The sequence below is a fragment of the Streptomyces laculatispora genome (assembly GCF_017353455.1).
Lineage (GTDB): Bacteria > Actinomycetota > Actinomycetes > Streptomycetales > Streptomycetaceae > Streptomyces > Streptomyces laculatispora.
Map to the genome: position 1 here is coordinate 1 of NZ_JAFMPZ010000186.1, position 13419 is coordinate 13419.

At 71.3% G+C, this 13419-nt stretch carries 11 protein-coding genes; 1 reads left to right on the forward strand and 10 read right to left on the reverse strand.

The genetic code is table 11. The features are described 5' to 3' along the window. From J1C73_RS10950 to J1C73_RS10970, 5 genes are all read right to left on the reverse strand, one after another. Positions 1 to 776: gamma-glutamyltransferase (locus J1C73_RS10950; protein ID WP_207316182.1), on the reverse strand; the 776-nt coding region annotated here is incomplete at its 3' end. A gap of 51 nt (positions 777 to 827) precedes the next feature. Beyond that, the gene (locus tag J1C73_RS10955; protein WP_207316183.1) at positions 828 to 1691 is read right to left on the reverse strand and encodes a PhzF family phenazine biosynthesis protein; all 864 of its coding nucleotides are present in this window, start codon (positions 1689 to 1691) and stop codon (positions 828 to 830) included. Then, the gene (locus J1C73_RS10960; protein WP_207316184.1) at positions 1688 to 2623 is read right to left on the reverse strand and encodes an LLM class flavin-dependent oxidoreductase; all 936 of its coding nucleotides are present in this window, start codon (positions 2621 to 2623) and stop codon (positions 1688 to 1690) included. Before J1C73_RS10960 ends, J1C73_RS10955 begins: the two co-directional genes overlap by 4 nt. Before the next feature lie 50 nt (positions 2624 to 2673). Continuing rightward, entirely contained in the window at positions 2674 to 3627 is a 954-nt protein-coding gene (locus J1C73_RS10965; protein WP_207316185.1) for a 3-methyl-L-tyrosine peroxygenase-related protein, read from the reverse strand. Next, positions 3624 to 4127: a VOC family protein gene (locus J1C73_RS10970; RefSeq protein ID WP_242644003.1), complete on the reverse strand. Its 504-nt coding sequence runs from the start codon at positions 4125 to 4127 to the stop codon at positions 3624 to 3626. The genes J1C73_RS10965 and J1C73_RS10970 overlap by 4 nt, the downstream gene beginning before the upstream one ends. Positions 4128 to 4382: 255 nt before the next feature. Between J1C73_RS10970 and J1C73_RS10975 the strand changes: the two genes are divergently transcribed. Beyond that, positions 4383 to 5051, forward strand: a complete 669-nt coding sequence (locus tag J1C73_RS10975) for an O-methyltransferase (protein WP_207316186.1) — start codon at positions 4383 to 4385, stop codon at positions 5049 to 5051. Between the two features lie 76 nt (positions 5052 to 5127). On the opposite strand, the gene J1C73_RS10980 is transcribed toward J1C73_RS10975, so the two are convergent. The 5 genes from J1C73_RS10980 to J1C73_RS11000 form a co-directional block, all read right to left on the reverse strand. After that, positions 5128 to 6702: a 4-hydroxyphenylacetate 3-hydroxylase family protein gene (locus J1C73_RS10980; protein ID WP_207316187.1), complete on the reverse strand. Its 1575-nt coding sequence runs from the start codon at positions 6700 to 6702 to the stop codon at positions 5128 to 5130. A gap of 5 nt (positions 6703 to 6707) precedes the next feature. Beyond that, on the reverse strand, positions 6708 to 7304 hold the full coding sequence (locus tag J1C73_RS10985; protein ID WP_242644004.1) for a flavin reductase family protein: 597 nt from the start codon (positions 7302 to 7304) through the stop codon (positions 6708 to 6710). Next, the gene (locus J1C73_RS10990) at positions 7291 to 9273 is read right to left on the reverse strand and encodes an anthranilate synthase family protein (protein WP_207316188.1); all 1983 of its coding nucleotides are present in this window, start codon (positions 9271 to 9273) and stop codon (positions 7291 to 7293) included. Before J1C73_RS10990 ends, J1C73_RS10985 begins: the two co-directional genes overlap by 14 nt. Then, on the reverse strand, positions 9270 to 10487 hold the full coding sequence (locus J1C73_RS10995; protein WP_207316189.1) for a 3-deoxy-7-phosphoheptulonate synthase: 1218 nt from the start codon (positions 10485 to 10487) through the stop codon (positions 9270 to 9272). Before J1C73_RS10995 ends, J1C73_RS10990 begins: the two co-directional genes overlap by 4 nt. 81 nt (positions 10488 to 10568) lie before the next feature. Continuing rightward, the coding region (locus J1C73_RS11000; RefSeq protein ID WP_207316190.1) for an amino acid adenylation domain-containing protein at positions 10569 to 13419 on the reverse strand (2851 nt) is incomplete at its 5' end.

Consider the following 13419-nt stretch of genomic DNA (forward strand, 5'->3'; position numbering starts at 1 on the left):
AGCCCCGGCCGCCAGGCGGCCAGGTCCGCGCCGGTCAGTAATCCGCCGTTGCGCCGTCCGGTGGAGTCCATCTCCTCGGCCTTGGCCAGATAGGTGTCGATCGCCTCCGCCACGAAGCCGGTGTGGAACGCCTCCGCCGCCGCGTCTATCCGGCCCTCGCGGTCCCGCCCCGACGCCTGCGCCTCGCTGACGACACGCCGGAAGGTCCGGGCCAGGACGGGATTGGTGACCCGCTCCCCGGCCCGTGGGGCGACGCCCCGCCTCAGGTACGTGCGGCCCGACTCCGTCCAGGTGTCGCGGAAGAGTTCCGACAGTGCGCCGATCATGGCCGCCGCCTTGGGCAGCAGGGGGTAGCCCCGTTCCGCGTACCCGATGGCGGGCTCCAGCACGACCTCCAGGGGAAGCGTGCCGTACTCCTTCAGCAGCCGGAGCCAGGCGCTGAAGGCCCCCGGGACGACGGCCGGCAGCAGTCCGGAGCCGGGGACCACGGCCAGGCCCCGCTCGGTGAAGGCGTCCACGGTCGCCGCTGCGGGCATCGGTCCCTGACCGCAGATGACGTCGACCCGGCCGGACCCGGAACGGTGGGCGAGGATGGGCACGTCACCGCCCGGCCCGTTGAGGTGCGGTTCCACCACCTGGATGACGAAGGCGGCGGCGGCCGCGGCGTCGAAGGCGTTGCCGCCGCGATCGAACATAGACATGCCGGCGGTGGAGGCCAGCCAGTGAGTGGACGCCACGGCACCGCGGGTGCCGTGCAGTTCCGGTCGGAAGAGCACGTGGGAAGTCCCTTTCTCTTCGTACGAGATCTCGGCGGGCGAGTCCGGCGGTCAGGGCCGTCTCGGTGCGTTCATCAGGCCGGACGCGGTGGCGGTGACCCGGCCGTGGACCGTGGCGGCCGTGGCCCGGCCCTCCCGCACGTCCACGGTGCACGAGAGGGTGGCCGGCCGGCCCAGGCCCTCGCCCTGGAGGACCCGGTAGGCGTGGTGGCCGTCGGTGCCGGGCAACGCCTTCTCCCGGGCCAGCCAGGCGCCGAGCCCCAGGGCGGCGGAGGCGCAGGCCGGGTCTTCGGGCATGCCGTATCCGGGCGCGAACACCCGGACACGGGCGGTCCGGCTCTCGTGGTCGTACGCGACGAGCACCGCGTCGGGGCAGTCCTCCCAGACCGGGTCGGTCAGGTCGGCCGATGCCCCGGCCAGCGCCTCCTCGTGTACCGGCAGAAAGTGGAAGGCCGGTCCGAAGCCGGTCAGGTGCGGCGTCGCGGAGAGGTCGGAGCCGGACAGGCCGCACGCCGCCAGGAGCGGGCGTGGATCCCACTCGGGCCGCAGCAGCGGCGCACCCTCGACGGCCAGGGCGGAGCCGTCGGCCCCGGCCGTCACGGTGAGCTGCCGGCCGCCGCACTCCTGCACCGCCTCGCCGGGCGCCAGCCGGCCGGTTCGGACCAGCACACTGGCCGTGCCCACCGCGCTGTGGCCCCCGAACGGCGACTCCCCGGCCGGTGTCATCACCCGGACCCGGTAGGCGGATCCCGGTAGGCCGGGCGGCAGGACGAACGCCGTCTCGGTCAGGGCGATCTCCCGGGCGACGGCGAGCATGTCCCCCTCCGAGAGCTCCTGCGCGTCGGGTACGACACCGAGGGCACAGCCGTCGAACGGGCTGTCGGTGAACATGTCGACGATCTCGTATCCGATCATCGTCCGCCTCCTGCGGTGTTCTGCCGTGCGGTGGCGCCCGTGGTCCGCGGGCGGGGGAGAAGCACCTCCTCGGCGATGGCCTCCAGCACGCGCGGATCGCCCTGGTACGGGAAGGACGCGCGCGGCCAGTGCACGACCAGGTCGGTGATGCCCAGCTCGCCGAACCGGCCCACCGCGTCCCGGTAGGACTCGACGGAGTCGAGCACCCCGCCGACCAGGGCACCGGTCAGCAGGAGCCGGTTCAGCGTGGCCGGGTCGCGTCCGACCGCGGCGCAGGCGGTGTCCAGGCGGTCCAGTTGGCGAGCGATGTCGGGCAGTGCCTTCTCGTAGGGCAGGGCGTCGAAGCGGCCCGGTGGTCCCGCGGTGACCCAGGTGTCCGCCTGCCGGGCCGCCAGCCGCATACCGCGCGGCCCGGTCGCGGCGACGGCGAACGGCGCCCTGGGGCGCGTCAGGCACCCCGGGTTCAGGGGTACGTCGCGGAAGTCGTAGTGGGTGCCCGCGTACGAGGAGACCTGGCCGGTGAGCAGCCGGTCCAGCGCCTCGACGAACTCGGCGAAGCGGTCGGCGCGTTGCCGCGGGGTGCGTTCGGTGGGGTCCACCACCCGGTCGTCCAGGCCGCCCGCCCCGGCACCCAGGCCGCAGACGAACCGGCCCCCGGCGATGTCCTCCAGCGACATCAGTTCCTTCGCCAGCGTCACCGGATGGCGGTAGGTGGGGGTGGCGACCATCGTGCCCAGCGTGATCCGTGAGGTGACGGCGGCAGCGGCGGCCAGTGTGGGCACGCAGGCGAACCAGGGCTCGTCACGCAGCCACCGCCACATCAACTGGTCGTACGTCCAGGCATGGTCGAAGCCGAGGTGCTCGGCCAGGACCCACTGTTCGCGGGCCTGCGACCAGCGCCGTTCGGGCAGGATCACCACTCCGTGACGCATTCGTTCCTCACTCCCTTCCGTGTCGGGCGTCTCCGTGCGGCGACGGCCGGTCAGGGTGCCGTGCTGTGCAGCACCTTCGGTTTGAGCTGCCGGGCCGCGACGTCGATCCGGCTCAGGGCCGCGTGGAAGCCCCTCTCGTAGCGCCGCACCTCCGCGCTCCGCAGTTCGTCGGGGAAGGCCGCGTCCTCCTCCGGCGTGAGGCCCGGGTAGAGCCCGTTGGTCGCGACGTCGAGCGAGATCGCGCGCAGCCGACTCCGTAACTGGTCGACCAGCTCCACCGCGCCGACCGGCGTCCGCAGGGTCAGGAAGTAGTGGTCGTAGAGCAGCGCCTGCGTCTCGGGGCGCGTCGGCGTGGTCTCCGTGGCGGACTCCTGCAGCAGCGACCGGCCACCGGGCACCAGCTTGGCCGCCACCCCCGCGTGCACCGTGTGGTACATCCGGACGGCGTGCTTGAACGCCTGGCCCTCGGGCGTGCCGCCCCACTCCGTCTTCTTGCCCCTCAGTAGTCCCCGTACGGGCACGAAGTCCGGGGCCCAGGTGCCGCTGAAGCTTCGGTGCTGGAGGTACATGCTGGGCCGGATGACCGTGCCGTAGACGTCGGCCGGGCACGAGCTGGTGTAGAGCAGCATCGAGGTGTAGGCGTCGGTGAGGTCCGTCATCACGCGCAGGGACGGGGTGGGATCGGTCCGGGTGCGGGCCTGGTACAGGGCGTGCGCGGTCAGCTGCCAGACGGCGAAGGTGGCCTGGTGCCCCGTGATCCAGCGGAACCAGAAGAGCTGGTGGGAGAAGTCGGTCGTGGACAGGGACGCACCCGTCCGCCGGCAGACCGTGCTCCGGTCCACGAGGGACTCGTCGGCCGGCAGCACGTCGGGTATGTCGTGCCCGGCCTCGGACGTCGGCGGTTCGGGCAGGGTCAGCGGTTCCAGGCCGTACGGGAAGTCCCCGAAGTCCCAGCCGTCGGGTACGGGCAGTTCGGTCACGGTGCGGTGGACACCCCTGTTCATCGGTCTCCTCCCGGCGGGACGTAGGTGAACTCGAGTTCCAGCCCGTTGACGTCCAGGACGTAGCAGCTCTGCACGCCGTCCGCGTCGGTGACGATGTCGGTGGGCCGTTCATCGCCGGCGAAGGTGTAGCGGCCGGACTCGTACAGGTGGAACCAGCGGTCACGCCAGGCTCGGAGCTCTTCGGCCGATCCGGTGGACAGGCAGATGTGCTGGAACTGGCGGGTGTTGCCGCCGGGGACGGCGTCGTCGTGCCCGGCGCGTTCGAAGAGGTGGAAGCGCAGCCCGGCCACCGCCAGCTCGGTCAGCCGGGTGATGCCGGGCAGACGGCTCAGTGTGAGCTCGGAGAAGGTGTCCAGGGTCCAGTTCGGCCGGCAGCCGAAGAACTCCTGGTACCAGGCGACGGAGTTGTCGAGGTCGCCCGTCTGCACCCCCACGTGGTGAAGCTCCGGTACGAGGTCGAGGGCCGTCGGTCGCTCTGTCGCGGTCTGGGTTCGAGACAAGGTACTGCGCTCCTTTCGTTCCGAGAGAGATCGAATTCTTCTTCTTTTCCATTCAGGCTAGCGATTGCCCAGAAATTCGGTCAGGTAACGAAGGGGAATTCCTGGATTTTTCTGATGTGGCGGCCGGGATGTTGTGGGAAAAATTATCAGGGCAGCCCAAAGCGGCAGGTCAGGCATTGGTGAAGCGTCATCAATTCTTGTGAAATTTCCTTGATTGCTTGCTCGGTATCATCCTTTCCGGGGAATACTGGTGTCATGACACAGAATCAGTGGAGCGCAGTGGACGACTACTTCGATTCGGTTCTCGGCGACGAGGACCCCGCACTGGCGGCCGCCGCCCAGGCGCACGTCGCATTCGATCTCCCCGATATCGGGGTCTCCCGGCCCCAGGGGAAACTGCTGCACCTGCTGGCCCTTATCCAGGGTGCCGAGCGCATTCTCGAGATAGGCACCTTCGGCGGGTACAGCGCCATCTGGCTCGCCCGGGCGCTGCCCCCCGGCGGGCGGCTGGTCACCATCGAGTGGGAGCGCACGTTCGCCGAGGCCGCCGCCGGCCACCTGGAACAGGCCGGCGTCGCCGACGTCGTCGACCAGCACGTGGGCAGGGCGCTCGACATCCTGCCCACCCTCGCGGAAGCCGGCGGCCCGCCGTTCGACCTGGTCTTCATCGACGCCAACAAGCCCGACACCCCGGAGTACTTCACCTGGGCGCTCGAACTCTCCCGCCCGGGCGGAGTGATTGTCGTCGACAACGTCGTGCTCGGCGGAGCGGTCGGCGAAGCCGGCAACCCGGACGGAGGCGTCCGGGGAATGCGGCGGTTCCACGAGATGCTGGCCGCCGAGCCCCGGGTCAGCGCCACCTCGATCCAGACGGTGGGAGGCAAGGGGTACGACGGGTTCACCCTGGCGCTGATCCTGCCCTGACGCGCCGCAGGGCCTTCGGGGGCGGCGGACCGGACACCGGCCGCAAGCCGCCCCCGAAGGTGGTCCGCCCTGGTGCTCATGCCTGGTCGGGTCCGATCAGGTCGGGAGCGGTCCAGCCGTCCAGGTCGTACTCCGCCATGCACTCCTCCGCGAAACCGCGGTAGCCGTCGACCAGGCCGGAGGCCGTCTGGGCCATCAGGAGTTCAATGCGCACGTTCTCGTGGTTGCCCGAGTAGTTGCGCTCGTACAGTTCGTGCCGTCCCGCGAACTCCGTGCCCACCGAATCCCAGATCAGCTTCATCAGCTTGACCCGCTCCACCGAGTCGTATCCGTTCGAACCACGCATGTACCGGTCCAGATGCGGCCGCAGTTCGGGGTTCTGGAAATCCTTGGCGTGCGAGTTCAGATAGATGAGACCACTGCTGAGATCCTGCAGAATGATCTCGCGTACGCGCGGATAACCGATGGTCATGAACCAGCGGTACGCCATGCCGTAGTCGAGGTTCGGGAGCAGCCCGCCGTCGTGCCACGCATTCGGGTTGTGCGCCATCGCGTCACTGAGGCCCCAGAACATGTTGCGCCAGGCGAGTACCTCGCCGACCCGCGTCTGAATTCCCCGGAAATCCTTCGTCCCGGTCACGTCCAGTCCCTTGAGCAGCAGACCGGCCAGGAAGTCCAGCTTGACCGCGAGCCGGGTGACACCGTGGAACGTCAGCCGGTGCGTGAACCCGGACGTGTTCAGGAAGGTGCCGGCCTTCGCCGTGTCCCCGTAGATGAAGACGTTCTCCCAGGGGATCTTCACCTTGTCCAGGATGAAGACGGTGTCGTTCTCGTCCAGCCGGCTCGACAGCGGATAGTCGAACGGGCTGCCCATGCGGCTGGCGGCCAGTTCGTACGACTGACGGCAGATCAGTTTCACCCCCGGCGCCCCCATCGGCAGCGTGGCCACCAGGGCGAACTCCTTCTTCTTCACCGGCAGGCCGTAGTGCGCGACGAAGTTGAAGTGGGTCAGGGCCGACCCCGTGGCCACCACCTTCGCCCCGCTGACCACGAGACCGTCGTCGCACTCCTTCTCGACGTGCACGAACACGTCGTCGACCTCGTCCGGCGCCCGGTGGCGGTCCACCGGCGGATTGATCACCGCGTGGTTCCAGAACAGCACCCGCTCCTGCGCCTCGGCGTACCAGCGCCGGGCGTTGTCCGCGAACTCCCCGTAGTACTCCGGGTTCGCACCCAGCGTCACCAGGAAGCTCGCCTTGTAGTCCGGGCTCCGCCCCATCCAGCCGTAGGTGAGCCGGGCCCACCGGGCGATCGCGTCCCGGTCCCCGACCAGGTCCTCCACACTGCGCGGCACCCGGTAGAACTTGTGCGTGAAGCCGTCGCTGCCCGTGTCGGTGGGCGTGGTCAGCGTGTCGTGGTGCTCCGGGTCGTGCAGGGCGTCGTACAGGCGCGCCGTCATCCGCGCCGTGTTGCGGAACGCCGGGTGCTTGGTGACGTCGTCGACCCGCTCCCCGTACGCCCAGACCTCCCGGCCGTCCCGGATGCTCTCCAGATATTCGTCACCGGTCATCGGCCGGGTCACGCGGCGCGGTGCCGCGTCCGTCCGGTCGCCGGAGTCCGCCGTGCCGCTCACATCGTCCCTCTCCGTCATGTGCGTCAGTCCCTTGTCTCGTCTGTCTCGTCGCGGGCGTGGAAGTGCTCCACCGGGTCCATGCCGTCCAGGCACAGCGACCAGGCGCCGGCGGAATCGTCCGGTGCCAGTTCCGGAAAGGCGCCGCGGTGGAACAGCAGCGGCCGTCCCGGACGGCTCTCGAACTCCTCGACGCCGCCGATGTGCAGCGTGTGGTCGCCCGCGTCGTGCACCTGCCAGGGGCGGCAGACGAGGTGGGCCACCGTGCCGGCCAGCCGCGGATGCGGTCCGCTCTCGTCCACCCACGGCACCGGGCCCGGCATGGGGCGGCCGGCGAAGTGCATGGCGAGATCGCGCTGCGTCTCGTCGAGGATGTTGACGACGTACCCGCCGTCCTCCAGCAGCAGCGCACCCGCACGGCTGCGCCGGTCCAGGGCCACCAGGGCCAGGGGCGGGTCCAGCGACACCGAGGTGAACGCGTTGACCGTCGTGCCGTGGACGATGTCGCCCCGCCGGCAGGTGATCACCGTGACCCCGGTGGCGAACTGGCCCATGCAACTGCGCAGGGCGCGCGGGTCGATCGGGCGGGGCGCGGTACGCACGCCTCCGTCAGGCATGTTCATGGGTCCCCCTGCTCTCGTGGACGGCCGCCCGGTCCGCGCCGGCCGGTGCCAGCGCACCGGTCAGCAGATCGGCCAGGATGCCGGGGCCGTCCTCGGTCAGGAACGACTCCGCGTGGAACTGGATGGTGGCCAGGGCCGGTCCGCGCAGGGCGATGACCTCGTCACCGAGGCGCTGCACCTGGACGGCCGAGTCGGACAGGGGCGGACGCAGCCAGTCGTCGTCCGCGCGCGCGGTGAAGCTGTTGTAGAAGCCGGCCATGCGTGGCCGGCCCCACAGCGGGACCCGCAGCCGTCTGCCCTGCGCCGGGTCGGGCAGCCTGGCGACGGGCAGTCCCAGAAGGGTGCACACCACCTGATGCCCCAGGCAGACCGCGGCGAGCGGCAGACCGCCCGCGAGCCGTTCGGCGGCCACCGCCCGCAGGGCGAGCACCCGCGCGTTCGCGGAGTCCCGGGGGTCGCCGGGCCCCGGGCCGAGCAGGACGACGCCCCGGGCGCCGAAGGCGCCACCGGACCCGGCGGGTTCCTCCGCGCGGTACCACGGCACCAGGCGCACCGCGCACCCCAGCGACCGCAACTGGTAGGCGAGCATGGAGGTGAAGCCGTCCTCGGCGTCGACGATCGTGACCTCGGCGCCCACGGCTTTTGCCGGACCGGTGCCGCCGAGCCAGAAGGCCGCCAGCCCGTCGTTGCGCGCGGCCAGCGCGCCGTGCACCGGAGGGACGTCGGCCAGCCCGGCGGCGGGGGCCCGGACGGGAGCCTTCGCCGTCCGCCGGCCGGACAGCGCGTCGAGCAGGCCGGACAGTTTGGCGGTGGTCTCCGCCGTCTCATGCGCGGGCACCGATTCCCGCACCACCGTGGAACCCGCCGTCAGCCGGATCGCGCCGTCCGTACCGATGTCCGCCGTGCGCAGCATGATGGCGGCGTCCAGCCGGCGCTGCCCGCTCTCGTGGCCGAGCAGCGCGATGACCCCGCTGTAGTAGCCGCGTCCCTGTGGTTCGTACCGCTCGATCACCCGGCAGGCGTTCTCCACCGGGCTGCCCGTCACGGTCGGCGCCGGCATGGTGGTGCGCAGGATTTCGGTGAGCGGGCGCTCCGAGCGGCCCGAAAGGTAGTACTCGGTGTGCGCGAGCCGGGACATCCACTTCAGGGACGGGCCGCTGACCCGCACGTCCCGGTCGCACAGGGACGTCATCATCTTGAGCTCTTCGTCCACGACCATGTAGAGCTCGTCGGTCTCCTTGGGGTCCCGCAGGAAACGCAGCAGCCCCGGCAGATCCGCACCCGTCCGCGGGTACCGGTAGGTCCCGCTGATCGGGTTCATGTCCACCTGGTCACCGCGGACGCGCACCTGCTGCTCCGGGGTGCTGCCGATCAGGTACCGGTCCCCGGTGAAGACCAGGAACGTCCAGTACGCGCCGGTCTCCGCCGTCACCAGCCCGCGCAGCACCGAGAGCGCGGCGGCCCGGTCGAAGTCGCGGATCCGGCCGTGCAGGCTGCGGGCCAGCACGAAGTTGGAGCCCTCGCCGCCGTGGATCTCGCGGTCGACGATGGTGTCCACCGCGGCCGCGTACCCGTCGTCGTCGACGTCGTAGCGGGGGTCCTCCACCCGCGGCGCCCGGTCCGGCAGGCAGTCCAGCAGCCGGTCCAGCGGTACCCGCCGGTGCTCCCGCACCTCCATGGCCAGCAGTGGCTCGCGGTCGTCGGGGTACGCGAAGCCGCGCTCGCGGATCTGCCGGTAGGGGGTCAGCACCAGGGTGTCCGCCCCGCACGCTTCCCCCGCCGCCGGGCCGGGGTGGTCCAGGTCCAGGGCGTCGAGGTCGTCCGCGCGGCGGACCGGGCCGCTCAGGATCTCGACGGGCGCCGCGCGGTCGGCCCCGGGCCGGTGCAGCACCGCGAACGGCCGGCCCGGCGGCGGCAGCAGCGCGTCGGGGGCCCAGGCCCGTTCGGCGGGGCCGGGGGCCGCGCTCATGCCGCCGCTCCCACGGGAAGACGCCAGTGAGCCGCGGCGGCCACGGCCTGGACGAGGCTGAGCCGGGGGTCGCACAGGCTCCGGTAGCCGGGGCCCGGCACCGGGGAACGGCCCGCTCCCTCGCATTCGGAGATGTCGTCGGGGGACGCCTCCAGATGGAGCCCGGCGCACCGCCCGGAGTTCTCCGACACCACGTCTATGCACTGCCGGATCTCGGACATGATCGCGTCGAGCTTGCGCGTCTTGAGCCCGTCGGGCGTCTTGACGGTGTTCCCGTGCATCGGGTCGCACATCCACAGCACGGGGTGCCCGGCCTGCTTCACCGCCCGCACCAGCGGCGCCACCCGGGCGACCTGCCCCGCGCCGAACCGGGCGATGAGGGTGAGCCTGCCGGGCGTGCGGTGCGGGTCGAGCACCGCGCACACGGCCAGTACCTCGTCCACCGTGGCTTCCGGGCCGATCTTGCACGCCACCGGGTTGTCCAGTTCGGCCATCAGCCGCACGTGCGCGTTGTCCGCCTGGCGGGTGCGCTCGCCGATCCAGGGCCAGTGCGCGGAGGCCAGGTAGCTTCCGCCCTCCCCGTGCCGCCGGACCTGGGGCAGTTCGTAGTCCAGCAGGAGTGCCTCGTGGCTGGTCCACACCCGGTCCTGCGGCGGCGCGCCCTCGCCGCGCCCGAGCTGGTCGATGGCGGTGACGGCGCGGCCGGCGGCCTTCATCCCCGCGAGGATGCGGGAGGGGTCGGGGGTGCGGGCCGTCCGCTGCGGGTCCGGTGCGTTGACGACCGGGCCCCGGAACACCGGGAGCCTGTCCTCGTACACGGTTTCCCAGTCCTGGGAACGGGGCTTCGAGAACTGGCCGGCTATCCGTCCGACGCGCAGGACGGGCAGCCCGGAACTCGTGCACATGATGTCCCCGAGCACGTCGAGCATCTCCACCTTGCGGGCGATGTCGCGAGGTTCGCACTCGGTGGGCAGCTCCACGCAGTCGCCGGCCTGGAGCAGGCAGAACTCGCCTTCCGAGGCCCGGGCGAGCAGGGCGCCGAGGGTCTTGACGCTGTCGTACGAGACCAGTGGCGGCTCACCGGCCAGGCGTTCGCGCACCTGTGGGAGGAGGGAGGGGTCGGGCCACTGGGGCTGTTGACGGGCGGGCAGCCCGGCCACCATCGAGGCGATCAACGGATCGTGTTCGGCGCCCGGCAAGGGGTTTCGAGACATGCTGTCGGCCTTCGCTATGAGGCGGCCCGTGGGGTGGACGCCTGCGGATGTCTGGAACGGGAGAGCCGCTGACCGGCTGTCCTACGCGTTCTGCCGCGCGTGGTGCGGGCCGGTCAGCTGCCCGGTCGAGCCGAAGTAGCGGATCATGCGGGAGAGGGAGCGGCGGTCGATGTCGGGGTAGTGCAGCCCCAGGCGTTCGAGCAGCCGCGACGTCTTCTCGTTGCCGTAGGTGTTCTCGCCGAGTTCCAGCGCACCTTCCCGGAACAGCGGGACGGCAGCCGCGAGGGCGTTGCTCCCGGGGAGGCGGGCCGATTCCTCCAGGCGCGTCAGCCACTCGTCGGCCGGCACCGTGTCCAGCGTGTAGCCGCACTCGCGGACGGCGGCGTGCACCGGGGTGAAGTCGGAGCCGCGCGGGTGGAAGAGGTGGAACGTCGCGCCGTCGGCGGAGGGATCGCGGGAGAGGGCGACGACGGCCCGGCTGACGAAGTCCACCGGCAGCAGGTCCGTCGTCAGCTCCTCGGCGGGCGGGGCCGAACCGAGTTCGATGAAGCTCTTGATCTGGCGCCACAGGAAGTCGTCGGCCTGGCAGGCGCCGCTGACGCTGTCGCCGGAGATCCGGCCGATGCGGTAGACGGTCACCGGCATGCCGCGTTCACGCGCCAGCCGTGCGATCCCCTCGGCCACCCACTTGCTCCGGGTGTAGCCGATGCCGAGCCCCTCGCAGGTTTCGGGCACCGCCTCCTCGGTGATCGGTCCGGCGTCCTGGCCCGGGGCGAACACCGCGATGGTCGACATGTAGTGCACGGGCTTGAGCCGCCCCGTGGCGGCGAACTCCAGCACGGACCGCAGACCGTCGACGTTGGCCGGTTTCACCGAGGCGTACGGGAGGACGAAGTTGATGTGCGCCGCCGCGTGGTAGACCACCTGGACCGAACCGGTCAGTTCCGCGTGGTCCGTGTCGGACAGTCCCATGCGCGCGCGGGTGAGGTCTCCGGGCACGGCGCGCACCCGCTCCCAGACGATGTCGTCCGCGATGCCGTACAGGGTGGCCGTGGCGCGCAGCCGTTGCAGGGCGGCGTGCGAATCGGTGGCGCGTACCAGGCAGTTGACCGTACTGCCTGGTACGGCTGCCAGGTCCCGCAGGAGGTAGCTGCCGAGGAAGCCGGTCGCGCCGGTCAGCAGGACCGCGGTCGCGGCGGCCACCGGGGCCGTTTCGCGGTCGCCGGCCCGTACCGTGTCCGGCAGGGTCACATCGCCGCGCAGGTCGGCCGCGGGCGCCGTGAACGCCGTGGTGTCGCCGGCGCGCCGTTCCTCGATCCGCGCGGCCATGCCGGAGACGGTGGGGTTGTCGAACAGGGTCCGCAGCGGTATGTCGATGTCGAACAGCCGCCGCAGGCGGTAGACCAGTTCGGTGGCGATGATGCTGTTGCCGCCCAGCGTGAAGAAGTCGTCGCCCCGCCCCATGGACCCGGTTCCCAGCACGTCCGACCACTGGTCGGCTATCTCGCGCTCGGTTCCGGCCCTCGGCTGTTCCGCCGCTCCTGCGCGGTCGTCCGCGCGCCGGTCGCGCAGTTCGCCGGCCAGCCTGGCGGCCAGTCCACCGCGGTCGGTCTTCCCGCTCGGGGTGGTGGGGAGCCGGTCCAGGCGGACGATGTGTGCGGGCAGCATGTAGTCCGGCAGACGTGCGGCCAGCGCGGCCCGCAGCCGCCCGTCGTCATCGGCGCCGTCCCCCGTGACCGCGGCGACCAGCCGCCGGTCACCCGCTCCGAACCCGACCGCCACCACCGCCGAGCTCTTCACTCCGTCGAGGGCGTCGAGGGCGGCCTCGACCTCGGTGGGTTCGACGCGGTAGCCGCGGATCTTGATCTGGTCGTCGGCGCGGCCCAGGTACTCCAGATCACCGCGCCCGTTCCACCGTACGAGGTCGCCGGTGCGGTAGAGGAGGTCGCCGGCCCGGCCGTACGGATCGGCGACGAAGCGCAGCGCCGTCTCCTCGGGCCTGGCGTGGTAGCCGGGCGAGAGGTGCGGACCGCCGATGTACAGCTCGCCCGTGACGCCGGGAGGGAGGAGCTCACGGTCGGGGCCGAGGACGAGCAGTCGCATGCCGTCGACCGGACGGCCGATGGCCGGTGCCTCGGGCCACTCGCCGGGGTCACCGGACAGCTCGTGCCAGGTGGCCAGATGGGTCTCGGAGGGGCCGTACATGTTCAGCAGCCGGGCCCGGGGGTGCCGGGCGAAGAACTCCCGGATCTGCGGGGAGACGACCAGGGCCTCGCCCACGGAGGTGACCTCGCGCAGCCCTTCGCACCGCAGGCCCTCCGCGACCGCTATCGCGGCGAACCGCTGAAGCGCGACATAGGGCAGGTACAGGCGCGTGACACCGTGCTCGGCGACGAACGCGGCCAACCGGTGCAGGTCCTTCTGAAGCTCCCCGGGTATCAGGGCGAGCGTGCCCCCGACGCAGAGCGTCCCCAGGATCTCCATCACGGAGACGTCGAAGGAGAGCGTCATGTACTGCAGAGTGGTGCCCTCGGCTCCGCAGGGAGAGATCCGGTGCTGGGCGCGGACGAGATTGCCCACCGTGCGGTCCCGGATGACCACGCCCTTCGGGGCGCCGGTCGACCCGGAGGTGTAGACCACGTAGGCCTCGTCGTCGGGCGTCCTGGTTCGGCCCGGCGTCGTGAGGTCGGCCGCAGCCGTCCGGTCCGCTTCCCGGTCGATCTCGAACAACCGCGTTCCGGAGGGGAGTTCCGCGCCGAACGTGCTGTCGGTGAGCACGAGGGAGACACCGGCGTCGTCGAGCATGTACGCCACCCGCTCCGGCGGGTACGACGGGTCCATCGGGACGTAGGAGGCACCCGACTTCACGACGCCGAGCAGCCCGACGATCATGTCGAACGAGCGGGGCAGGCTGATGCCCACCCGGCGGCCC

What these genes read in the sequence shown, in the direction of transcription:
- J1C73_RS10955 (WP_207316183.1), bottom strand. Translation starts at nt 1,691, where the DNA reads ATGATCGGATACGAGATCGTCGACATGTTCACCGACAGCCCGTTCGAC.
- J1C73_RS10960 (WP_207316184.1), bottom strand. Translation starts at nt 2,623, where the DNA reads ATGCGTCACGGAGTGGTGATCCTGCCCGAACGGCGCTGGTCGCAGGCC.
- J1C73_RS10965 (WP_207316185.1), bottom strand. Translation starts at nt 3,627, where the DNA reads ATGAACAGGGGTGTCCACCGCACCGTGACCGAACTGCCCGTACCCGAC.
- J1C73_RS10975 (WP_207316186.1), top strand. Translation starts at nt 4,383, where the DNA reads ATGACACAGAATCAGTGGAGCGCAGTGGACGACTACTTCGATTCGGTT.
- J1C73_RS10980 (WP_207316187.1), bottom strand. Translation starts at nt 6,702, where the DNA reads ATGACGGAGAGGGACGATGTGAGCGGCACGGCGGACTCCGGCGACCGG.
- J1C73_RS10985 (WP_242644004.1), bottom strand. Translation starts at nt 7,304, where the DNA reads ATGAACATGCCTGACGGAGGCGTGCGTACCGCGCCCCGCCCGATCGAC.
- J1C73_RS10990 (WP_207316188.1), bottom strand. Translation starts at nt 9,273, where the DNA reads ATGAGCGCGGCCCCCGGCCCCGCCGAACGGGCCTGGGCCCCCGACGCG.
- J1C73_RS10995 (WP_207316189.1), bottom strand. Translation starts at nt 10,487, where the DNA reads ATGTCTCGAAACCCCTTGCCGGGCGCCGAACACGATCCGTTGATCGCC.